The 20,518-nt window shown below is 71.0% G+C and carries 17 protein-coding genes and 3 pseudogenes; 15 read left to right on the plus strand and 5 right to left on the minus strand.

What is annotated here, in order from left to right; all coding sequences use genetic code 11:
* Positions 1–227, plus strand: a pseudogene (locus WBA97_RS08600) (hypothetical protein); the annotation flags it as partial.
* A 5-nt stretch (positions 228–232) separates the two neighbouring features.
* On the opposite strand, the gene WBA97_RS08605 reads toward WBA97_RS08600, so the two are convergent.
* Positions 233–982, minus strand: coding sequence for a ZIP family metal transporter (locus tag WBA97_RS08605; RefSeq protein WP_424230191.1), 750 nt, complete (start codon positions 980–982; stop codon positions 233–235).
* 266 nt (positions 983–1,248) lie between these two features.
* Between WBA97_RS08605 and WBA97_RS08610 the strand changes: the two genes are divergently transcribed.
* Both WBA97_RS08610 and WBA97_RS08615 read left to right on the plus strand, forming a co-directional pair.
* On the plus strand, positions 1,249–1,560 hold the full coding sequence (locus tag WBA97_RS08610) for a hypothetical protein (protein WP_424230192.1): 312 nt from the start codon (positions 1,249–1,251) through the stop codon (positions 1,558–1,560).
* Positions 1,557–2,126: a D-alanyl-D-alanine carboxypeptidase family protein gene (locus WBA97_RS08615; RefSeq protein WP_424230193.1), complete on the plus strand. Its 570-nt coding sequence runs from the start codon at positions 1,557–1,559 to the stop codon at positions 2,124–2,126. The genes WBA97_RS08610 and WBA97_RS08615 overlap by 4 nt, the downstream gene beginning before the upstream one ends.
* Positions 2,127–2,138: 12 nt before the next feature.
* Here the strand turns inward: WBA97_RS08615 and WBA97_RS08620 are convergent.
* Positions 2,139–3,512 (minus strand): annotated as a pseudogene (locus tag WBA97_RS08620) (serine hydrolase domain-containing protein); the annotation flags it as partial.
* Between the two features lie 322 nt (positions 3,513–3,834).
* Between WBA97_RS08620 and WBA97_RS08625 the strand changes: the two are divergent.
* Both WBA97_RS08625 and WBA97_RS08630 read left to right on the plus strand, forming a co-directional pair.
* A pseudogene (locus WBA97_RS08625) lies at positions 3,835–4,599 on the plus strand (S1 family peptidase); the annotation flags it as partial.
* Positions 4,600–4,737: 138 nt separating this feature from the next.
* Entirely contained in the window at positions 4,738–4,965 is a 228-nt protein-coding gene (locus WBA97_RS08630) for a proprotein convertase P-domain-containing protein (RefSeq protein WP_424230206.1), read from the plus strand.
* 52 nt (positions 4,966–5,017) lie between these two features.
* On the opposite strand, the gene WBA97_RS08635 is transcribed toward WBA97_RS08630, so the two are convergent.
* The 3 genes from WBA97_RS08635 to WBA97_RS08645 form a co-directional block, all read right to left on the minus strand.
* On the minus strand, positions 5,018–6,448 hold the full coding sequence (locus tag WBA97_RS08635; RefSeq protein WP_424230194.1) for an ATP-binding protein: 1,431 nt from the start codon (positions 6,446–6,448) through the stop codon (positions 5,018–5,020).
* Positions 6,449–6,539: 91 nt separating this feature from the next.
* On the minus strand, positions 6,540–8,195 hold the full coding sequence (locus WBA97_RS08640) for an FAD-dependent oxidoreductase (RefSeq protein WP_424230207.1): 1,656 nt from the start codon (positions 8,193–8,195) through the stop codon (positions 6,540–6,542).
* 12 nt (positions 8,196–8,207) lie between these two features.
* Positions 8,208–8,465, minus strand: coding sequence for a UBP-type zinc finger domain-containing protein (locus WBA97_RS08645; protein ID WP_424230195.1), 258 nt, complete (start codon positions 8,463–8,465; stop codon positions 8,208–8,210).
* Between the two features lie 151 nt (positions 8,466–8,616).
* On the opposite strand from WBA97_RS08645, the gene WBA97_RS08650 reads away from it, so the two are divergent.
* Genes WBA97_RS08650 through WBA97_RS08695 form a run of 10 tightly spaced genes read left to right on the plus strand, consistent with a single transcriptional unit; the run spans position 8,617 to position 20,161 of the window.
* Positions 8,617–9,636, plus strand: a complete 1,020-nt coding sequence (locus WBA97_RS08650) for a LacI family DNA-binding transcriptional regulator (protein WP_424230196.1) — start codon at positions 8,617–8,619, stop codon at positions 9,634–9,636.
* The gene (locus WBA97_RS08655; protein ID WP_424230197.1) at positions 9,633–10,541 is read left to right on the plus strand and encodes a carbohydrate ABC transporter permease; all 909 of its coding nucleotides are present in this window, start codon (positions 9,633–9,635) and stop codon (positions 10,539–10,541) included. Before WBA97_RS08650 ends, WBA97_RS08655 begins: the two co-directional genes overlap by 4 nt.
* Positions 10,538–11,434 (plus strand): carbohydrate ABC transporter permease, encoded by an 897-nt coding sequence (locus WBA97_RS08660; protein WP_424230198.1) that lies wholly within the window; start codon positions 10,538–10,540, stop codon positions 11,432–11,434. The genes WBA97_RS08655 and WBA97_RS08660 overlap by 4 nt, the downstream gene beginning before the upstream one ends.
* Before the next feature lie 44 nt (positions 11,435–11,478).
* Positions 11,479–12,810, plus strand: a complete 1,332-nt coding sequence (locus WBA97_RS08665) for an ABC transporter substrate-binding protein (protein WP_424230199.1) — start codon at positions 11,479–11,481, stop codon at positions 12,808–12,810.
* A gap of 37 nt (positions 12,811–12,847) precedes the next feature.
* Complete coding sequence (locus tag WBA97_RS08670; RefSeq protein WP_424230200.1) at positions 12,848–13,990, plus strand: ADP-ribosylglycohydrolase family protein; 1,143 nt, start codon at positions 12,848–12,850, stop codon at positions 13,988–13,990.
* A 2-nt stretch (positions 13,991–13,992) separates the two neighbouring features.
* On the plus strand, positions 13,993–15,345 hold the full coding sequence (locus WBA97_RS08675) for an ADP-ribosylglycohydrolase family protein (protein ID WP_424230201.1): 1,353 nt from the start codon (positions 13,993–13,995) through the stop codon (positions 15,343–15,345).
* Positions 15,342–16,199, plus strand: a complete 858-nt coding sequence (locus WBA97_RS08680) for a ribokinase (RefSeq protein ID WP_424230202.1) — start codon at positions 15,342–15,344, stop codon at positions 16,197–16,199. Before WBA97_RS08675 ends, WBA97_RS08680 begins: the two co-directional genes overlap by 4 nt.
* Complete coding sequence (locus tag WBA97_RS08685) at positions 16,165–18,189, plus strand: formylglycine-generating enzyme family protein (protein WP_424230203.1); 2,025 nt, start codon at positions 16,165–16,167, stop codon at positions 18,187–18,189. The genes WBA97_RS08680 and WBA97_RS08685 overlap by 35 nt, the downstream gene beginning before the upstream one ends.
* Positions 18,174–19,370: a CaiB/BaiF CoA transferase family protein gene (locus WBA97_RS08690; protein ID WP_424230204.1), complete on the plus strand. Its 1,197-nt coding sequence runs from the start codon at positions 18,174–18,176 to the stop codon at positions 19,368–19,370. Before WBA97_RS08685 ends, WBA97_RS08690 begins: the two co-directional genes overlap by 16 nt.
* Positions 19,367–20,161, plus strand: coding sequence for an HpcH/HpaI aldolase/citrate lyase family protein (locus WBA97_RS08695; RefSeq protein ID WP_424230205.1), 795 nt, complete (start codon positions 19,367–19,369; stop codon positions 20,159–20,161). The genes WBA97_RS08690 and WBA97_RS08695 overlap by 4 nt, the downstream gene beginning before the upstream one ends.
* Positions 20,162–20,518: the final 357 nt, after the last annotated feature.

Consider the following 20,518-nt stretch of genomic DNA (forward strand, 5'->3'; position numbering starts at 1 on the left):
CCGCCGAGGAGGCCGCCGCTCGGCGCGCGGCCGCGGCCGGTGTCGCGCGTGGTGGCGCGGGGGGACCGATGGGCGGCGGACCCATGGGCGGCGGCCAGGGCAAGGGCGACGAGGACGAAGAGCACAAGCGCAAGGTCCTTCTCGAGATCGACTCCGAAAGTGTCTTCGGCAGCGACGTGCTGACCGCGCCCCAGGTCATCGGCGACGACGAATACGAGGACGGCTGACCGGGTCACGCGTGGGACAGGGCGAATGCCACCAGGAAGCCCGCCACCGTGATCAGGCCGATCAGCAGGTGGGCGTCCGCGAAGGCCTCCGGGATCATCGTGTCCGCGATCATGGCCAGGATGGCGCCCCCGGCCAGGGCCGTGATGCCCGCGAGCAGCTCGGGTGGCGCGCCGCCGAGCACGCCGTAGCCGAACATCGCGGCCAGGGCGCTCACCACCGCGATCCCCGTCCACAGACCGAACACGTAGGTGCGTGACCGGCCCGCGTTGCGCATGCCCGCCGCACTCGACAGGCCCTCCGGCACGTTGCTGATGAACACCGCGACCACGGTCACCGTGCTCACCGCACCGCCGCCAAGCAGGCTGGTGCCGATCACCATCGACTCGGGGATGCCGTCGAGCAGGGCGCCAAGTGCGATCGCCGTGCCGGAACCGGACTGATCGGACTCCGACGGCTGCAGGTCGCCGGAGCGTTTCCGGTGCCGCGCGCCACGCCGGGCCAGCAGCACGTTCGCCCCCGTGTAGACCAGCGCACCCGCCGTGGCGCCCACCACGGTCGCGAGGATGCCGCCCTGCTCGTGCGCCTCCGCGATCAGCTCGAACGACACGGCCGACAGCAGCACGCCGCTGCCGAACGCCATCACGCTCGCGAGCACCTTCTTCGGCACCCGCACCAGGAAGCCGATGCCCGCGCCCACGACCAGAGCGGCGCCCGCCACCAGGCCCCAAACGCCCGCGACCAGCACCTCGGGCATGCCCCGCCCTCCTCGCGAAACGGACCGGTGCCCGATCGTCGCACGCCCACCACCACCCCGCCCGCCGACCCGCGAGTCCACGGTTCGGAACCCGCGAGTCCACGGTTCAGGACCCGCGAGTCCACGGTTCGGAACCGGCGAGTCGTCCGTTCGGGACCCGCGAACTCGCGGTTCACGACCGTGTCCCACAGTTGCCGACGAACTGACAACGCCGCACCCGCCCAGGCGTCCTTGTTTCCGGAGCCATCCGGAGAGGACACCTGACTGTGCAGAACACGACCCCGCAAGGGGCGCCAACTCGGTTCGAGGTCGGCGTCGCGTGCGCCGTGGCGGTGCCGCTCGGCATCGCCGCCTTCGTCCTCGTCGGCATGGCGACGCCCATGCTCACCCCATTTGCCGGCTTCGGCCTGCTGGTCCTGGGCCCGGCACTGCTGAACGTGGCGGCGGTGGGCGGCGGATGGCTCGTGGCGCGCGGCGGATGGCCGGCGAAGGGGCTCGGTCTTGGACTGCTGACCGGCTGGGCCGTCCTGGCGATCTGGTCGTCCGGCATGGGCGTGGGGCTGGGGGTCCTCGGATGACGTGGCACTCGGTACGAAGACTCGTCCCGCTCGCCGCGGTGGCGCTCGCGGCCGTCGCCGCGGCGGTGCTGGCGGTTCCGCTCGCCGTCGAGGTGGTCGCCGGGCGGCCCTCGGCGGTACTCGAGGACGTGCCGGGGCCCGACACCGGTCCCGTGTGCCCGGTCGACACGCGGTACGTCGACGAGGAGCCCGACGGCCTGCGCCGGGACGTGCTGGCCGCGTGGCGCGAACTGCTGGCCGCGGCGGAGGACGACGACATCCGGCTGTGCCTCAACGACGGCAAACGCAGCGCCGGGCAGCAGCAGGCAGAGTTCGACGAGGCCGTGGCGAAGTTCGGCACGCCGGAACTCGCCGCGAACTACGTGCTGCCGCCCGGGAAGTCCAACCACGTCAAGGGATTCGCGGTGGACGTGCAGCCATACGCGGCCGCGGAGTGGGTGGCGGACAATGGCGAGGCACTCGGCTGGTGCCGTCGCTACGACAACGAGTACTGGCACTTCGAGTACGACCCGGACTACCCCCGCGGCTGCCCGGACATGCTGCCGAACGCCACCGGCGCCGGGTGAGGCAGGCCCACCTCAGCCGACCTTCGGGGTCGCGCGCGCACCGAAGTGGAGGTACCGCTCCCCCGTCGGCAACGAGTAGAACGTCACGGGAATCCATGTCGCCATCGAGGGGTCCCGCACCACCCACTGGTTCTCCCCGACCGGGACCAGCGCGTACTCCCGTTCCTCGTCCGGCAGCAGCTCGGCGAGCGGCCCGGTCTCGGTCGTCCGCATCGCCGGGCCGTCGTCGCCGGTGAACACCTCGATCAGCATGCTCGCCCGCTCGTAGGAGCCGAGGTGTGGCGTGATGTCCCCGGTCACCGGTGCCGATGGCGGTGCGAGCGGCGCCGGCATGGCGACCGCCGCCAGCTCGGCGAAGATCTCCCGGTACAGGTCCTGGTAGAGGTCGCGGGTGTTGCCGCCGTTGGTGAGCAGCGTGACCGCGAGCCCCTCGTCCGGCAACAGGCGCAGGAACGCGGACTGGCCGATGGTGTTGCCGTCGTGGCCGATGAGGCGCCTGCCGTCCCAGCCCATCCGGCTCCAGCCGAGGCCCCACGAGTCGCCGAGCGTGTGCTTGTCCGGCAGCTCCGCCTGCGCCGACGCCATCGCGGCCGCGCTCTCCTGGCTCAGCAGCCGGGTGCCGTCCCGCGTGACCCCGCCCGTCAGGTGCAGGCGCGCGAACGCGAGCACGTCGCGGACCGTCGCGTTGACCAACCCGGCGGGTCCTGCCGACCTCGGCAGGCCCCACGCCGGTGCCCGCACGGGCGTGGTGCCGCCGAGGTGCCCGATCGCGACGCGGTGCGGCAGTGCCTCCTCCGGCAGCGTGCCGGTGTGGGTAAGGCCAAGAGGCGTGAAAAGTCGCTCGCGCATGACGGTGTCCCATGTCTGCCCGGTCAGCTTCTCGATCACCCGGCCCGCCAGGGTGAACCCGGAGTTGCAGTACGACCAGGTGGCGCCGAGCGGGTGGTTCTGCGCGGCCTCGGACAGCAGCGCGACGTACCTCTCGACGGCGTCGTCGCCGCGGCCGGTGTCGGTGAACACGTCGCCGTCGATGCCGCTCGTGTGCGTGAGCAGGTGCCGCATGGTGAGCTTCTCGGTCACCGGCTCGGACAACCGCAGCTCGGGCAGCACGTCCACGAGCGGTGCGTCGAGGTCGAGCACACCATCGTCGACGAGCCGCATGACCACCGTCGTGGTCAGCACCTTGGTGATCGAGCCGAGCTGGAACACCGAGTCCTCGGTGGTCTCGACGCCGGTGTCGACGTTGAGGACCCCGTGCGCGGCCGCGACCAGCTCGTCGTCGCGGCCGGGCCGCATGCGCAGGATGCCCAGCGTCGCGCCGGGCACGTGGTGCTTCCCGGCGAGCGCGGTGAGCCTGCGCTGCCAGTGCGCGGGCTCCTCCGGCACGGCGAGCGTGGGCAGATCCTCGATGCGCTGGCGTCGGGTCACCGGCTTCTCCCTTCGGTCGAGACGTGTCGCTCTCCACCATTACCGGATGACTCGATCGGGTTGTCCCACTCGGACGAACGAGGGTTGACCAGTTTGCAGTCTTGTGGCGATGGCTCTCACCAGGTGGAATCAACACGGAAGATCGCTTCGGCCACAGCCGGTGGCCGACGTGTGCCTCCACCTTTCTCGGCACCCCTGCCGTCCGTGCGCACCGTGTGCACGGACTGTCGAAAGGAACCCTGCTGTGAGTAGAACTTTGTCTGTCCTGCGAAGAGCCGCGATGCTGACCGTGGGTGTCGCCGCGGCACTCGGCGCGGCCACAGGGCAGTCGGTGGCGGCACCGCCATCCGGCAACGACGACGTCCAGCCCCAGGTGGTCGGTGGCACCCGCGCCGCCCAGGGCGAGTTCCCGTTCATGGTGCGCCTGTCGATGGGCTGCGGCGGCGCGCTCTACAAGACCGACGTCGTCCTGACCGCCGCGCACTGCGTCGGTGCCACCGGCAACAACACCAGCATCGGCGTGACAGCGGGTGCGGTGGACCTGCAGGACGCGAACCGCATCACCCGCCAGTCGACCTACGTCTACCGCGCGCCTGGGTACAACAACCCGAGCGGTGACGACTGGGCCCTGATCAAGCTGAACGCGCCGATCACCAACCAGGCGCTGCTGCCGATCGCCACCACCACCGCCTACGACAGCGGCACGTTCACCGTGGCCGGCTGGGGTGCGGCGACCGAGGGCGGCGCCCAGCAGCGTTACCTGCTGAAGGCCCAGGTGCCGTTCATCTCCGACTCGCAGTGCGGGTCGGCGTACAGCGAGCTCGTGGCGAACGAGGAGATCTGTGCCGGCAACTGGTCCTCCGGTGGGGTCGACACCTGCCAGGGCGACTCCGGCGGCCCGATGTTCCGTCGCGACAACAACAACGCGTGGATCCAGGTCGGCATCGTCAGCTGGGGCTACGGCTGTGCCCAGCCCGAGAACCCGGGCGTGTACTCGCAGGTGAGCACGTTCGCGTCGGCCATCGCCTCGGCGGCGGCGAGTCTTCCAGGCGGCACCGACCCGCAGCCGGGCCGCACCTTCGAGAACCAGACCAACTACAACATCCCGGACCTGGGCACCGTGTCCAGCCCGGTCGCGGTCTCCGGTGCGACCGGTGCCGCGTCGGCGAGCGCCAGCATCGAGGTGAACATCGTGCACACCTACCGGGGTGACCTGGTGGTCGACCTGGTGGCACCGGACGGCTCGGTCTACAACCTGCTGAACCGCTCCGGCGGCAGCGCGGACAACGTGAACCAGACGTTCACGAAGAACCTGTCGAGCGAGACCGCCAACGGCACGTGGAACCTCCGCGTCCGCGACGCGGCCAGCGCCGACACCGGCTACATCAACGGCTGGAAGATCACCCTGTAGGACACACACCGGCGGCCGTCTCCCCGGCATCACGGGGGGACGGCCGCTGCCGTCAGCTTGCGTGTACCGGGAGGCGGACCTGGAAGTGGGTGTCGCCCGGTTCGGAGACCACGCGCAGGTCGCCGCCGTGTCGGTTCACCACCACCCGCCATGAGACGTCCAGGCCCAGTCCGGTGCCCTGGCCTACGCCCTTCGTGGTGAAGAAGGGTTCGAACACGCGGCGTTTCAGTTCCGGGGGGACACCCGGGCCGGTGTCGATGACCTCGACCAGTGCGTTGCCGCCATCGAGGGTGGTGCGGATCGTGACCGTGCCGGCGCCGTCGCCGTGGCCCGTCACCGCGGACACGGCGTTGTCGATCAGGTTCGTCCACACCTGGTTCAGCTCAGCCGCGTACGCGGGGATGTGCGGCAGGCTCCTGTCGTAGTCCTTCACGATCCGGACGCGGTCCGGGATCTTGCCGCTCAGCATCACCAGCGTCGCGTCGATGCCCTCGTGCAGGTCGATCTCCTGGTGCGGGGTGCGGTCCAGCTGCGAGTACTGCTTCGCGGCGCCCACGAGTGCGGAGATGCGTTTCGTGCTCTCCTTCACCTCGATCAGCAGGTTCTCCGTCTCGACGGTGTAGGACAGCCACCGCAGCGCCGGGGCCATGAAGCCCGGGTCCACCACGTTGGACAGCTCGTCCAGATCGGAGGTGGTGATGCCGGCCGCCACGAACACCGGGACCAGGTCCCAGCCGCCGGGGATGTCGTGGTCGTCGAACCAGTCGCCGAGTTCGTCCTCGGAGTCCGCCACCTGCATGGGTGTCAGCTCCGGCGCGGTCGCCATCCTGGCGATGAACTTCTCCTGGATCTTGGTGAGCCGGTGCAGCTGGATGCCGTCGAAGTGACCGTCGGCCAGCAAACCCAGCTTGTGGCGCATGCCCGCGAACCGTTCCCGCAGCGTCTCCGTCGCGCGCACCGCGGCCGCCGCCGGGTTGTTCAGCTCGTGCGTGAGGCCCGCGGTCAGCTTGCCGAGTGCGAGCAGCCGCTCGCGCTGACCGACGAGCTCGTCCGCGTTGCGGATGCCGACGAACATGCCCTGCAGCAGGTGCACGGCCATCGGGAACCACTGCGTGAACTTCGCCGCGAAGTCCGCGGCTGGCAGCGCGAGGAACTCGGCGTCGGTGAGCGCGCGGACCGTCGCGCCGTACTTCTGGTCCACCTGGTCACCGAGGTAGAACTGCGTGGCGCCGGAATAGACGCCGGGCTGGTCGCTGCGCACCACCTCCACCTCGTCGCCGCGGACCGTCCGGACCATGCTGAGCGACCCGGACAACAGCACGTAGAAGCACTCGGCGGGCTCGCCCTCCACCGACACCGCCTCGCCCTCGCGGTACGAGACGACGTCGCTGTTGGCCGCCACCCATGCGAGTTGCTCGTCGGTCAGCTCGGCGAACAGGAACAGTTCGCGCAGCCTGGCCGGTTCGATACTCGGCTCCGTCATTGGTTCGCTCCGCAAGCTCCGCTCCGTCGTTGGTTCGCTCCGCAAGCTCCGCGAGCTCCGCTCCGTCGTTGGTTCGCTCCGCAAGCTCCGCTCACTGTTCCTCCAGGTACCGGTGTACCAGTGTCACCGCCATCGCGCCCTCCCCGACGGCGGACGCGACCCGCTTCACCGACTGTGCCCGCACGTCCCCGGCCACGAACACGCCCGGCACGCTCGACTCGAGGTAGAACGGGTCGCGATCCAGCGTCCACCCCGGTGGCCGCTGGCCGTCGGTCAGCAGGTCCGGTCCGGTCCACACGAACCCGCGTTCGTCACGCAGCACCACGCCGTCCAGCCAGCCCGTCTGCGGCTGTGCGCCGATGAAGATGAACAGGTGGCCGGTGTCGACGAACTCCGTCGAGCCGTCGGAATGGTCCAGCCGCAACGACTCCAGGTGCTCGTCGCCGCACGCCTGCCCGATCGTCGTGCCCGTCAGGACGTGCACGTTGTCGATGGCGTCCAGTTGCTGGATCAGGTAGTGCGACATCGACGTATGCAGCGACTCGCCCCGCACCACCAGTGTCACCGACTTCGCGTGCCGGGAGAAGAACACCGCGGCCTGACCCGCCGAGTTCGCGCCGCCCACGATGTAGACGTCGGTGCCCGCGCACTCCGGCGCCTCGGTGTTGGCCGAGCCGTAGTACACGCCGCGCCCGGTCAGCTCGTGGCAGCCGGGTGCGGTCAGGCTGCGATAGGAAACGCCGGTCGCGAGGATCACCGCGTGGGCGGCGATGGTGCTGCCGTCGCCGAACCGCACCACCCGCGCCGAACCCTGCACCTCCAGCGCGACCACGTCCCGCGCGGTCAGCATCTCCGCACCGAACTTCACCGCCTGCCGCCGCGCCCGGTCGGTCAGCTGGGAGCCCGACACCCCGTCCGGGAAGCCGAGGTAGTTCTCGATGCGGGAGCTCTGCCCCGCCTGCCCGCCAGCGGCCTGCCGCTCGACAAGCACCGTGCGCAGCCCCTCGGACGCGCCGTACACCGCGGAGCCGAGGCCCGCGGGTCCGCCGCCGACCACGATCAGGTCGTAGAAGTCGGTGGCGGGATCGACGGTGAGGCCCACCGCGGCCGCGATCTCCGCGTCCGACGGCGCGAGCAGCGGCCTGCCATCGGTGGTGATCACGACCGGGATCTCGGCCGGGTCGGCGGCCGCCGCGTCGAGCAGCCTGCGCCCCTCGGGGTCGTCGATGCTGTAGTACCGGTACGGCACGGCGTTGCGGGCGAGGAAGTCCCGCGCGGCGAACGTCGGCGCCGACCACCGGTGCCCGACGATCTTGATCTCGTCGACCGCGCTCTCCCCCGACGCGCGCCACGTCTCGATCAGCGCGTCGACCACCGGGTACAGCTTCTCCTCCGGCGGGTCCCACGGTTTGAGGAGGTAGTGGTCGACGTCGACCAGGTTGATCGCCTGGATCGCCGCGTCGGTGTCGGCGTAGGCGGTGAGCAGCGCGCGGCGGGCACGCGGGAACAGGTCCATCGCCTGCTCGAGGAACTCGATGCCGTTCATCTCCGGCATCCGGTAGTCGGCGAGCATGGCGGCCACCTGCTCGCCACGAAGCTTCAGCTCCTTGAGCGCTTCGATGGCCTCCTGCCCCGACGAGGCACGCACCACGCGATGCCCTTCGCCGTAGCGGCGGCGCAGGTCACGGGCGACCGCCCGCGACACTCCCGGGTCGTCGTCGACGGTCAGCAACACCGGCTTGTTCACGGGGTTGCCCACTCACACGGCCATTTCGTCCACGAAACACCATCGCCAGTCCTCGCCCTGCTCGAACGACCGCATCACCGGGTGCCCGGTCTCCCGGAAGTGCGCGCTCGCGTGCTTGGCAGGTGACGAGTCGCAGCACCCGACGCGCCCGCAGACGAGGCACTCGCGGAGGTGGACCCACCGCCCGCCCTCGGCGAGGCAATCGGAACAGCCCTCGGTGGAGCTGGGGGTCACGTCGCGGATCGCGGCGACGTGCGTGCATTCGGCCATGTCTCCATCTTGCCTGCCCTGTCCACTTGTGACACGCATGCGACGAACGCTGCTTGCCAACCCTCGCCGACCGGACGTACAGTCCCGCCGTAAACGTTCTCGTAAACGTTTACAGTCCACTTGGGACCTTCCGGCGACGTGAGGGACGTTCATGGGCACGGCGGCGCGAAAGTCCACGCTCTGGCTGGTGGCCGAGCGGGCCGGGGTGTCCATCGCGTCCGTCTCCCGCGTCGTGAACGGCCAGCCCGCGTCGCAGCGGGTGACCGAACGGGTGCGGGCCGCCGCCCTGGAGCTGGGTTACGTGCCCGACGCGACCGCCCGGTCCCTGAAGGTCGGCAGGACCGAGCAGATCGCGCTCGCCGTCGCCGATGTCGGCAACCCGGTGTACGTCGGGATGATGCACGAGATCTCCCGCGTGGTCACCAAGGCCGGCTACCGGCTCGTGCTGTCCTCCACCGGCGCCGACCCGAAGGACCAGATCGACCTGCTCGTCAGCCTGAACCGGGGGTTCGCCGACGGGTTGATCCTCAGCCCGCTGCGCGCACCGGAGGAACTGGGCACGCAGCTGAAGGCCAGTCGCTTCCCCATCGTGATCGTCGGCTCCGTGCCGCCCGGCGTGGAGCTGGACAACGTCCGCGCGGACTCCGTCGCGGGCATGGCGCTCGCCGTCGACCACCTCGCCGGCGGGGGCCGGGAACGCATCGCGTTCGTCAACGGCCCGGTCGACACGGTCCCGGGTGCGGCCCGGCGCAACGGCTACGTCACCGCACTGGCCGCGCTCGGCCGCGACACCGGCACCCAGGTCAGCGCCAGGGACTTCACCTACCAGGCCGGGCTGAAGGCGGCGGCCGCGCTGCTGGACAAGACCACGCCGGACGCGATCGTGTGCGCCAACGACCTCCTCGCGATCGCCGCGCTGAACGTCGCCACCCGCCGCGGCCTGCGCATCCCGGACGACGTGGCGATCGTCGGCATGGACGACACCGACATCGCCGACCTCGCGAACCCGGCCATCACCAGCGTGAATCTCGGCGCCACCAAACGCGCGCGGACCGCGGCGAGGCTGCTGCTGCGCCGCCTGGACAAACCCGGCGCGCCGGTCCGGCAGGTCGTCATCGAGCCGACGCTGACCGTGCGTGGCTCGTCCGTGCTGGGCGAGGTCGCGCCATGACCGCTCTCGCCGCACCGGTGCGGCGCGGGAGGAGGCGCGGCGACGGGCGGGACGCGTGGCTGCTCGTGCTCCCCGCGCTGATCCCCGTCGCGCTGATCAGCGTCTACCCGCTGGTGCAGGGCATCCTGCTCGGCTTCACCGACGCCAAGGCCGGGCTGAACCAGGTCACGAGCTTCAACGGGCTCGCCAACTACGACAGGCTGTTGAACAACGAACTGTTCTGGAGCAGCTTCCGGATCGGCCTGATCTGGGCGTTCGGCGTCACGATCCTGCAGTTCCTCGCCTCGCTGGGGCTCGCGCTCCTGCTCAACGCGAACCTGCGGCTGCGCTGGCTCGCCCGCACCCTCGCGCTCGTGCCGTGGGCCATGCCGCCGGTCGTCATCGCCATCATGTGGCGGCTCATGCTCAACCCGACCTACGGGCCGGTCAACGAGACGATGCGCGGCCTCGGGCTGCCCGGCGACATCAACTGGCTCGGCGACTTCACGACCGCGCTGCCCGCGGTGATCGTCGTCGGGGTGTGGGCGGGGATGCCGCAGACCACGATCACGCTGCTCGCCGGGCTGCAGAACGTGCCCGGCGACCTGCACGAGGCCGCCGCCATCGACGGCGCGGGCCCATGGCAGCGGTTCTGGCACGTCACGCTGCCCGCGCTGCGGCCGGTGATCGTGGCGATCACCTCGCTCGACCTGATCTGGAACTTCAACTCGTTCGCCCTGGTCTTCGTGCTCACCGCGGGCGGGCCGGGCGGCAAGACGATGCTGCCGATGCTGTTCGCCTACAACGAGGCGTTCCGGTACGGCAACTTCGGGTACGCGGCGGCGCTCGGCAACGTGATGGTCGTCGTCATCGCGGCGTTCCTCTTCTTCTACCTGCGCGGCCAGGCAAGGAGCCGGGAGTCATGACGCGGACACTCGACAGGCCCGCACCGGAGCGGACCCGCCCGGTCGTCGAGGCACCGGTCAACCGCACCAGGGGGTTCGGGCGGCCACTGCAGTACCTCGCACTGCTCGCGTACGTGATCTTCCTGGGCTTCCCGCTGCTGTTCCTGCTGTCGACGTCGCTGAAGACGCCGAGGCAACTGCAGTCCGGCGACGCGTCGATCTTCCCGGACAGCCTGAACTGGAACAACTTCGGCGACGCCATCTCGAAGGCGAACCTGGTGCGGGCGGCCGGGAACAGCCTCTACGTCGCCGTGCTGACGACGGTGATCGTGACCCTGCTGTCGCTGCCCGCCGCGTACGCGCTGGCCCGGTTCAGGACCAGGCTCCGCGGCCTCGCGACCGGCTGGATCCTGCTCAGCCAGGTGTTCCCGTTCATCCTCATCGTGATCCCGGTCTTCCTGGTGCTCAAGCAGATCGGCCTGGTCGACAACCCGCTCGGCCTGGTGCTGGTCTACACGGTCTGGTGCATGCCGTTCGCGCTGTGGATGCTGCGCGGCTACGTCGCCGCGATCCCCGTCGAGCTCGAGGAGGCCGGCGCGATCGACGGCGCTGGCAAACTCAGGGTGCTGCGGTCGATCGTGCTGCCGCTGCTCGCGCCGGGGCTCGTCGCGACGAGCCTGTTCACGTTCATCTCGTCGTGGAACGAGTTCTTCTTCGCCCTGGTGCTGATCCAGGATCCTGGCCTGCAGACCCTGCCCCTGACCCTCGCGCGGTTCGTCGGCGCGGAGGGACAGGTCCAGCTCGGCCAGCTCGCGGCGGCCTCGCTGCTCGCGACCGTGCCGAGCCTCGTGTTCTTCCTGATCATCCAACGCCGCCTCACCTCGGGACTGATGAGCGGCGCCGTCAAAGGCTGACCCAGAGGAGATTGCTCATGAGCGGAGCTTGCGGAGCGAATCGAATGACAGTGGCGCCACGGAGCCTGCGAGGGGGCGGCATAACGCGAAAGGCGTTGCTCGGCATCGGTGCCGCCGCTGCCTTACTGCTCTCCGGCTGCGCGCTGAACGGCGGCGAGAGCACCGACGACTCCGGCGGCTCGTCGGAGGGCCCGGTCACGCTCACGTTCCAGAGCCTGGCCTACCAGGACTCGACGGTGGCGGCGACGAAGGAGATCGTCGACGCGTGGAACTCCGACAACCCGGACATCCAGATCAACCTGCGGCAGGGCACGTGGGACAACGTGCACGACCAACTGGTCACGCAGTTCCAGGGCGGCACCGCGCCGGACATCATCCACGACGAGTCCAGCGACATCATGGGCTTCGCCGAGCAGGGCTACCTCGCCGACATCGGCAAGTACCTGAGCCAGGACGTGAAGGACGCGGTCAGCGAGGACGTGTGGGACACCGTCACCACCGAGGACGGCAAGGTCGTCGCCGCGCCGACGCTGCTGCAGACCTACGTGGCGTTCGCGAACGTCGACGCGTTCAAGGCGGCCGGTGTCGAGGTGCCCACCGGTGACCAGCTCACCTGGGACGACCTCCAGGCGGCGGCCAGGAAGCTCTCGACGGGCGGCAAGTTCGGTGTCGGCTGGGGCCTCAAGCAGCCGACCGCGGCGATCATGAACACCGCGCTGGGCTTCGACGGCACGTTCTTCGACACCAAGGCCGACGGCTCGGCCACGATCGACGTCGGCGACGGCGAGGTCGCGGTGCCTGAGAAGATCCACGCGATGGCGTACGGGGACAAGTCGCTCGACCCGGTGACGCTGACCCAGTCCGGCACGGACGTGCTGCCCGGCTTCCTGTCCGGCAAGTACGGCGTGTACATCGGCGGCAACTTCCTGGCCCAGCAGATCACCGAGTCCGCTCAGCCCGGTTTCGACTGGACGGTCCTGCCCCCGCTCGCCGGTTCGGCGGGCCCCGCGCAGGCGGCGAACCCGCAGACCATGTCGGTGTCGGCGCAGAGCAAGGCACCCGAGCAGGCCGCGAAGTTCATCGACTACTTCGCCAACGCCGAGAACCAGGCGAAGCTCGCGCAGGGCGACTGGCTGATCCCGGCGTCCGCGCCGGCCAGGGACGCGGTGGCGGAGCAGACGAAGGACACTCCGGTGTGGGGCCCGATCCTGAAGACCGGTGACGACCTCAAGGGTGCGCCGTTCCAGAAGGCGAAGAACTACCCGCAGTGGAAGGACCAGTACGCGACTCCGGTGCTGCAGCAGTACTTCGCGAACTCGATCAGTCTGGACGACCTGCGCAGGCAACTGACCGACGGCTGGCAGTCACTGGGCTGACGCCACCTGCGTGGCACTCGGCGGGAGGGGAGAACAGATGGACTACCTCGAGGACAAGGCGACCGGGGCCTTGGCGGGGGCCGCGGTGGCCGACGCGCTCGGCGGCGCGGCGGAGGGCAACACAACGGAGGCCATCCGCGAGCGGTACGACGGTTTCATCGAGGGGGTCGTGCCGCCGTTCATCCCGGACTGGCGGCACGCCCGCCCGATCGCGCCGTACCACAAGGGCGACGGGCACGTCACCGACGACACCCTGATGACCACCGCGCTCGTGGAGGTCTACGACACCGTGCGCGACCACCTCGACGCGTACGCGATCGCCGGCCACCTCGTGCCGCTGCTCATCGGCGAACGCCGGTGGATCCCCGAGCTGGAAACGGAGACGATCCTCCTCCAGCGGATCTTCCTCGCGGAGAAGTGGCTGGTGGCGCGCCTGCACTACGGGCACATCGACCCGCGTGAGGCCGGGGTCGGCAACATCGTCAACTGCGGTGCCGCGATGTACGCGGCGCCGATCGGGATCGCGAACGCCGGCTCGCCGGCCGGCGCGTACGCGGAGGCGATCGACGTGGCGGGCGCGCACCAGTCGAGCTACGGGCGCGAGGCCGCCGGCGTGTACGCGGCGTGTGTCGCGGAGGCGATGCGGCCGGACGCGACGGTGTCGTCGGTGGTCGAGGTGGCGCTGTCGGTCGCGAAGGACGGCACCCGGGACGCGATCGAGGCCGTGGCGTCGGCCGCGGCGTCGCTGTCGGACTGGCGCACCTCGCTGCCCGCGATCCGGGCCGCGGTCGAGCCGTTCGACACGGTCGGCCCGCACTACCGGGCCCCGGCGCGAGATGCCCGGATTCCCAGCCGTACCAAGTCGATCGAGGAGCTGCCGGTGGCGCTGGGCATGCTCGTCGTCGCGGGCGGGGACTACCGGGAGACCGTGCTGGGCGCGGTGAACTACGGTCGCGACTCGGACTCGATCGCGGTCATGGGTGGCTCGATCGCGGGCGCGCTCGGCGGGCGCGCGGTCGTGCCGGAGGAGTGGGTGAACGAGATCAGCGAGGCAAGCCGGATGGACATCACGGCGACCGGCCCGACGATGGCGGCGGTGGCGAAGGACGTGTGGGCCAAGGACCTGGCCCGCTTCGACCAACGCGCGAAGCTGTTCGCGCCGGTCGGGGAAGCGGCGTAGCGATGCTGCGACTCACCTGGACACAGCCGGAGGACCTGGTGCCGCACGCGATCCGCGCGGCCCGGCTCGACGGCATCGACGTCGACGACCTTGCGGACTGGTGGCTGGCGGCGGGCGGGACCCTCCGTGCCCCGGAGTCCGGCGCCACCCCGGAATCCGCTTCCCCGTCACTGCGCAAGCTCGCAAGGGATCTACTGTCGCGAGTGGACGAACGGCTGCCGCCGACCGCGTTGCTGTCGGCGGAACCCGACGGGCTGGACGACATCCTCGCCCTGGCCCGCCCGGTGGCCTCGGCGGCGCCGGGCGGCGATCTCGCCGACCGCGTGCACGGGGCGTGGCTCGGCCGGGCCGCCGGGTGCCTGCTCGGCAAGCCGGTCGAGAAGGTCCCCCGCGAAGGCATCCGCGCCATCGCGAAGTCGACCGGGAACTGGCCGGTCTCCCGGTACTTCACGGAGGTCGGCCTCGACGGGGAGCTCGCGGCCCGCTACCCGTGGAACCGGCGCAGCCGTCCGACGAGCCTCATCGAGAACATCGACGGGATGCCGGAGGACGACGACCTCAACTTCCCGCTCATCGCGCTCGACCTGCTGGAGCGGCACGGCGACGGGTTCACCACCGCCGACGTTGCCCAGTCGTGGCTCGCCAACCTGCCTGGTGGCCGCGTGTTCACCGCGGAGCGGATCGCGTACCGCAACCTGCTCGACGGGTACGAGCCGGGCGTCGCGGGCCAGATCGGCAACCCGTTCCGTGACTGGATCGGCGCGCAGATCCGCACCGACGTGTACGGCTGGACCCATCCGGGTGACCCGGTGACCGCGGCGCGTCTCGCGTGGACGGACGCCCGCCTCACGCACGGCCGCAACGGGCTCTACGGCGCCATGTTCGCCGCGGCCGCGTGCTCGGCGGCGGTCGTCGCGGACTCCGTGGCCGACGTGGTCGAGGCCGGACTGTCGGTGGTACCGCCGGAGTCCCGGTTCGCCGAGGCCGTCACCACGGGCTTCGCGCTGGGCGCACAGGCGACAGAGGACGCACTCGACACGATCTACGCCCGGTACGGCGACCTGCACTGGGTGCACGTGCTCAACAACGCCGCCACGCTCGGCTACGCGCTGGCCCACGGCGACGGCGACTACGCGGCCACCATCACCACGGCGGTCACGGGTGGCTGGGACACCGACTCGACGGGCGCCACCGCCGGTTCGATCGCGGGCGCGCTGACCGGCGCGAACGGCCTTCCCGCGCAGTGGGTCGACCCGCTGCGCAACCGTCTCGCCTCGACGGTCCCCGGCTTCGACGGCATCGGCTTCGACACGCTCGCCGGTCGTACGCTGGCCCTCGTGAGGACCGAGTCATGAGCGTGGTGATCGTCGGTAGCGGCAACGTCGACCTGGTCAGCCAGGTCGAGCGGATCCCAGGGCCCGGCGAGACCGTCCTGTCCACCGGGTTCGCCACCCACGCGGGCGGCAAGGGCAACAACCAGGCCACCGCCGCCGCTCGCGCGGGTGCGAGCACCACGTTCGTCGGCGCGTTCGGCGACGACGACAACGGCGCCCGCCTGCTGGCGAGCCTCACCGACTCCGGCGTGCGCCCGCTCGTCCGCACCTCGGACGAGCCCACCGGCACCGCGCTCATCACGGTGTCCGCCACCGGCGAGAACTCGATCGTCGTCAACGCGGGCGCCAACGCCACCCTCACCGACCTCACGCCGGAGGAACGCTCCGCGATCGCGGGCGCCGACCTCGTGCTGATGCAGCTCGAGATCCCCATCGAGACCGTCACCTCGGCCGCCAGGATCGCGAGCGGCCGGGTCGTGCTGAACGCGGCACCCGCCCGGCCACTCCCCTGCGACCTGCTCACCCACGTCGACCTGCTGATCGTCAACGAGCACGAGGCCGCCCTGCTCGGCGGCGCCGACCACCTGCTGGGTGTGGTGCCCGCGCTGGTCGTCACGCTCGGCGCCAAGGGTGCGCTGGTCCGCACCCGCGACACCACGACAGAGGTGCCCGGCATCGCGGTCGACGTCGTGGACACCACCGGCGCGGGCGACACCTTCTGCGGTGCGTTCGTCGCGGCACTCGACGAACGTGTCCCGCTCGACGACGCGGCCCGGTTCGCGACCGTCGCCGCCGCGCTGTCCGTGCGCCGCGCGGGTGCCGTGCCCGCCATCCCGACCCGTGAGGAGATCGACGATTTCCATCCCGACGACTGAGCGGGCCGACCAGGACGAGGCCGGCACGAACCAGCGCGACCCACTGGTCCCGCGCCCGATCGACCTGCCGACGACGCTCCCCCTCGACGGGCCGCTCGACCCGGCCACTGGTGACATCGCGAAGATCTTCGCCGCCCCGGACGACCCCGGGGACTGGCCGGCCTGGCGTGCGGCGCTCGCCCGCTGGCGCGACGAGGCCCACGCACGGCTGGACTACCGCGGCGGGATCTACCACCGGGCGGCGACCGCATGGACCAGCTCCTGCTACAGCGTCGCGTTGCTCTCGCTGTGGGACGAGCGGCTGTTCGACCGCGAGCACGGCCGCTTCGACGTGGCCGGCTTCCTCGCGAACACCGAGGACCACGGCGGCTTCGACGGGGTCGTGCTGTGGCACGCCTACCCGGTCATCGGCATCGACGACCGCAACCAGTTCGACTTCTACCGCGACGTGCCCGATCTCCGGGACGTGGTCGAGGCGTTCCAGTCGCGTGGCATCAAGGTGTTCCTGGACTACAACCCGTGGGACACCGGCACCCGCCGCGCACCCCACGACGACGCGACCGAACTGGCGCTGCTGACGAACGAGCTGGGCACCGACGGCATGTTCCTCGACACCATGAAGGAGGGCGACGCGCGCCTGGTGTCCGCGCTGCTGGACAACCACCCGCCGCAGGTCCTCGAGGGTGAGTCGCGGCTGCCGAACGCGCGCATCGTCGACCACCAGCTGAGCTGGGCGCAGTGGTTCGCCGACAGCACCGCCCCCGGCGTGCAGCGGGCCCGCTGGTTCGAGCGCCGCCACATGACCCACGCGACGCGGCGCTGGAACCGGGACCACAGTGACGAGCTGCAGTCGGCGTTCATGAACGGCACCGGCATGCTCGTGTGGGACACGGTGTTCGGCGTCTGGGTCGGGTGGAACGAGCGCGACAAGGCGACGCTGCGCCGGATGCTGCGGGTGCAGCGGGCGCTCACGACGCTGTTCGTGGGTGGCGAGTGGACCCCGCTCACCGACGCGTCGGCCGAGGCGATCGCGGCCGGGGTGTACGCGTCCCGGTTCGCGGAACCCGGCCTGACGCTGTGGACGCTCGTGAACCGCGGTGACCGTGACTTCGCCGGGCACGCGCTCACCGCGACCACCGACGGCACCGCCTGGTTCGACCTGACCTCGGGTGCCCGGCTCGGGCACGGCACGGCGGGGCCCGAGGTCACCGTCCCCACGCGCGGGGTGGCGGCGGTGCTCGCCGTGCGGGGCGAGGAGCCGTCCTGGCTGGCGGGCCTGCTCGCCGCCGCGGCGCAGGACCCGGGTGCCACCACGACGACGTTCCCTGCCCGCACGGCTCGGCGGGTGCGGCCCCGCCCGGCACGTGGACGGTCTCGTGGGGTGACCGTCCGCGTCGACGGCGGGCCGCGCACGCTGTCCATGACCTACCGGCGGCGCGAGACGGGCGGCTACCAGGGCGCGCCGTACGTTGAGGAGTGGAAGCCGCTGCCGCCGCGCCTGCACGACCCGCGCGCGGAACTGCTCACGGTGACACTCACGGACGTCGACGTGGCGGCCCACGAGGTGACCAACGCCGAGTTCGCCGAGTTCCTCGCCGCCACCGGCTACCGGCCCGCCCGCGAGAACCGCTGGTCACCGGGCACGGATGACGGCCCGGCGACGATGGTCGACCTCGCGGACGCCCGCGCATACGCGGAGTGGGTTGGCGGGCGGTTGCCGACGGAGTTCGAGTGGCAGGTCGCCGCCGGGGCGCCCGAGTTCGGCCGGTCCACTCCCCTGGTGTGGAACTGGACGGAGAGCGAGCACACCGACGGCGTCACGCGGTTCGTGATGCTGAAGGGCGGCAGCGACCACGAGAGCACCGGCTCCGACTGGTACACCGACGGCGGCCCGCGCGACCCGTCGTTCAGCCTGAAGTTCCTGTTGCCGGGGCTGGGTGTGGACCGCTCGCCGAGCATCGGCTTCCGGGTGGCATGGGAGGTGCGGTGACCAGGACGACCGGCCCGCTCGACGGGATACGTGTGCTGGATGTGTCGACCCTGTTCGCGGGGCCGCTGGCCGCGATGTTCCTTGGCGACTTCGGCGCGGACGTGATCAAGGTCGAGCACCCGCGCAAGCCCGACGCCGCCCGCGGCCACGGCCCGGCGAAGGACGGCGTCAACCTGTGGTGGAAGACGCTGGGCCGCAACAAGAAGACCGTCACCATCGATCTTGGCAAGCCCGACGGCGCGCGGCTGCTGCTCGCGCTCGCCGCCGAGGCGGACGTGCTGATCGAGAACTTCCGCCCCGGCACGCTCGAACGGTGGGGTGTCGGCCCAGAGGAGCTGCACGCGGCCAACCCCCGGCTGGTGATCGCGCGGGTGACGGCGTTCGGCCAGGTCGGCCCGTACTCGGCGCGGCCGGGGTTCGGCAGCCTCGCCGAGGCGATGAGCGGGTTCGCTGCGCTCACCGGCGAACCGGACGGCCCGCCGACGCTGCCGCCGTTCGGGCTCGCGGACGGCATCGCGGCGCTCGCGACGGCGTACGCGGTGATGGTCGGCCTGCGCACGGAGGTCGGCCAGGTGATCGACATGGCCATCATCGAGCCGATCCTCATGCTGCTCGGCGGGCAGATCACCGCATACGACCAGCTCGGGCACGTGCAGCCGAGGACCGGCAACCGGTCGGTGAACAACGCGCCGCGCAACGTCTACCGCACAGCGGACGGCGAGTGGGTCGCGGTGTCGACCAGCTCCCAGTCGATCGCGGAGCGGGTGTTGCGCCTGGTCGGACGGCCCGACGTGGTCTCGGAGCCGTGGTTCGCGACCGGGCACCAGCGCGCGCGGCACGCGGACGAGCTGGACGCGGCGGTGTCGTCGTGGATCGCCGAGCGACCGGCGGACGAGGTGGTCGCCGAGTTCGAGAAGGCACAGGCCGCGATCTCGCGGGTGTACGACGTGCGCGGGGTCCTCGGGGACCCGCAGTACCAGGCGCTGGGCACGGTCCAGACGGTCGAGGACGACGAGCTGGGCCCGGTGCGGATGCAGAACGTGCTGTTCCGGATGTCGGCGACGCCCGGCGCGATCCGGTGGGCGGGGCGGCGGCACGGGGCCGACACCGACGAGGTGCTCGCGTCGGTCGGCGTGACCCGTGAGCAGCTGGACGCGCTGCGGGAGGCGGGAGTCGTATGACGCCGGTGACCGGCCTCTACGTGCCCGGCAACCGCCCCGACCGCTTCGACAAGGCCGTCGCGACCGGCGCCGACCTGGTGACCCTCGACCTGGAGGACGCCGTGCCACCCAAGGACAAGGCGTCGGCGCGTGCGTCGGTGGCGGCGTGGCTGTCCGCCACGCGGGCCGCGTGCCTACTGCAGGTCCGGGTGAACGACGGCGACGCCGACGACCTCGCCGCACTGCGCGGGCTGACGGGTTTCGAGGTGCGACTGCCGAAGGTGGCGACGCCCGCGCAGGTGGACCGGGTCGCGGCGGCACTGCCCGGCGTGCCGGTGACGGCGCTGATCGAGACCGCGTTCGGCGTCGAGCACGCGGCCGAGCTCGCGGCGCACCCCGCGGTGACCAGCGTGGGGCTGGGCGAGTCGGACCTGGCGAGCGACCTGGGCACCCGCAGCGACGCGGTGCTGGACCACGCCCGGATCCGGCTACTGTACGCGGCGAGGTCAGCGGGCCTGCCCGCGCCGATGCTGTCGGCGTACCCGGCGATCAAGGACCTGGCCGGACTGCGCGCCGACACCGAGCGAGGCCGGGCGCTTGGCTGGTTCGGCAGGGTGGCGATCCACCCGTCGCAGCTCCCGGTCATCGACGAGGTGTTCGCGCCGTCGGAGCAGGACCACCGTTGGGCGGAGGAGGTACTGGCGGCCACCGGCAACGGCGGCGTCACAACCCTCGCGAACGGCGAGATGGCCGACCCGGCCATGACCGGCCGCGCAAAGGCGATCCTCGCGCGGGCACGCCGATCGGGGTGACGAGCCAAGGCCCGCACCCGCAGGGTGCGGGGCCAGTGCCCCGAAAGACGCATCTTTCAGGACGTTGAGCCTGAATCCACCGATGTTCTTCTTGGTTATCTGGTCGTGTGATGGGGCGTCGGCCTGGTCAAGCCCGCTTCGCGGGGGCGTCCTGTCAGAGGTGGCGGACAGGCGCGATGTCCCGAAAGGCGCTTTCAGGGCGTTGAACGTCCCAAGATCGGCTTTCGTGACACCAACTATGCCCCGAAAGATGCTCCTATAGATGTCAAGGGGTGTTTGTGGGGTTGGTGAGGTCTGTGGTGAGGGCTCGGTGGATTTCGCGGGCGACGTAGCGTTTGAGGCAGCGGATGATGTGGC

Source organism: Actinophytocola sp., from assembly GCF_049647105.1.
GTDB lineage: Bacteria > Actinomycetota > Actinomycetes > Mycobacteriales > Pseudonocardiaceae > Actinophytocola.

Bases quoted from the DNA above. Each gene is read 5' to 3' on its own strand.
- WBA97_RS08605 (WP_424230191.1), bottom strand. From the start codon at position 982: ATGCCCGAGGTGCTGGTCGCGGGCGTTTGGGGCCTGGTGGCGGGCGCC.
- WBA97_RS08615 (WP_424230193.1), top strand. From the start codon at position 1,557: ATGACGTGGCACTCGGTACGAAGACTCGTCCCGCTCGCCGCGGTGGCG.
- WBA97_RS08635 (WP_424230194.1), bottom strand. From the start codon at position 6,448: ATGACGGAGCCGAGTATCGAACCGGCCAGGCTGCGCGAACTGTTCCTG.
- WBA97_RS08645 (WP_424230195.1), bottom strand. From the start codon at position 8,465: ATGGCCGAATGCACGCACGTCGCCGCGATCCGCGACGTGACCCCCAGC.
- WBA97_RS08650 (WP_424230196.1), top strand. From the start codon at position 8,617: ATGGGCACGGCGGCGCGAAAGTCCACGCTCTGGCTGGTGGCCGAGCGG.
- WBA97_RS08655 (WP_424230197.1), top strand. From the start codon at position 9,633: ATGACCGCTCTCGCCGCACCGGTGCGGCGCGGGAGGAGGCGCGGCGAC.
- WBA97_RS08660 (WP_424230198.1), top strand. From the start codon at position 10,538: ATGACGCGGACACTCGACAGGCCCGCACCGGAGCGGACCCGCCCGGTC.
- WBA97_RS08665 (WP_424230199.1), top strand. From the start codon at position 11,479: ATGACAGTGGCGCCACGGAGCCTGCGAGGGGGCGGCATAACGCGAAAG.
- WBA97_RS08670 (WP_424230200.1), top strand. From the start codon at position 12,848: ATGGACTACCTCGAGGACAAGGCGACCGGGGCCTTGGCGGGGGCCGCG.
- WBA97_RS08675 (WP_424230201.1), top strand. From the start codon at position 13,993: ATGCTGCGACTCACCTGGACACAGCCGGAGGACCTGGTGCCGCACGCG.
- WBA97_RS08680 (WP_424230202.1), top strand. From the start codon at position 15,342: ATGAGCGTGGTGATCGTCGGTAGCGGCAACGTCGACCTGGTCAGCCAG.
- WBA97_RS08690 (WP_424230204.1), top strand. From the start codon at position 18,174: ATGGGAGGTGCGGTGACCAGGACGACCGGCCCGCTCGACGGGATACGT.
- WBA97_RS08695 (WP_424230205.1), top strand. From the start codon at position 19,367: ATGACGCCGGTGACCGGCCTCTACGTGCCCGGCAACCGCCCCGACCGC.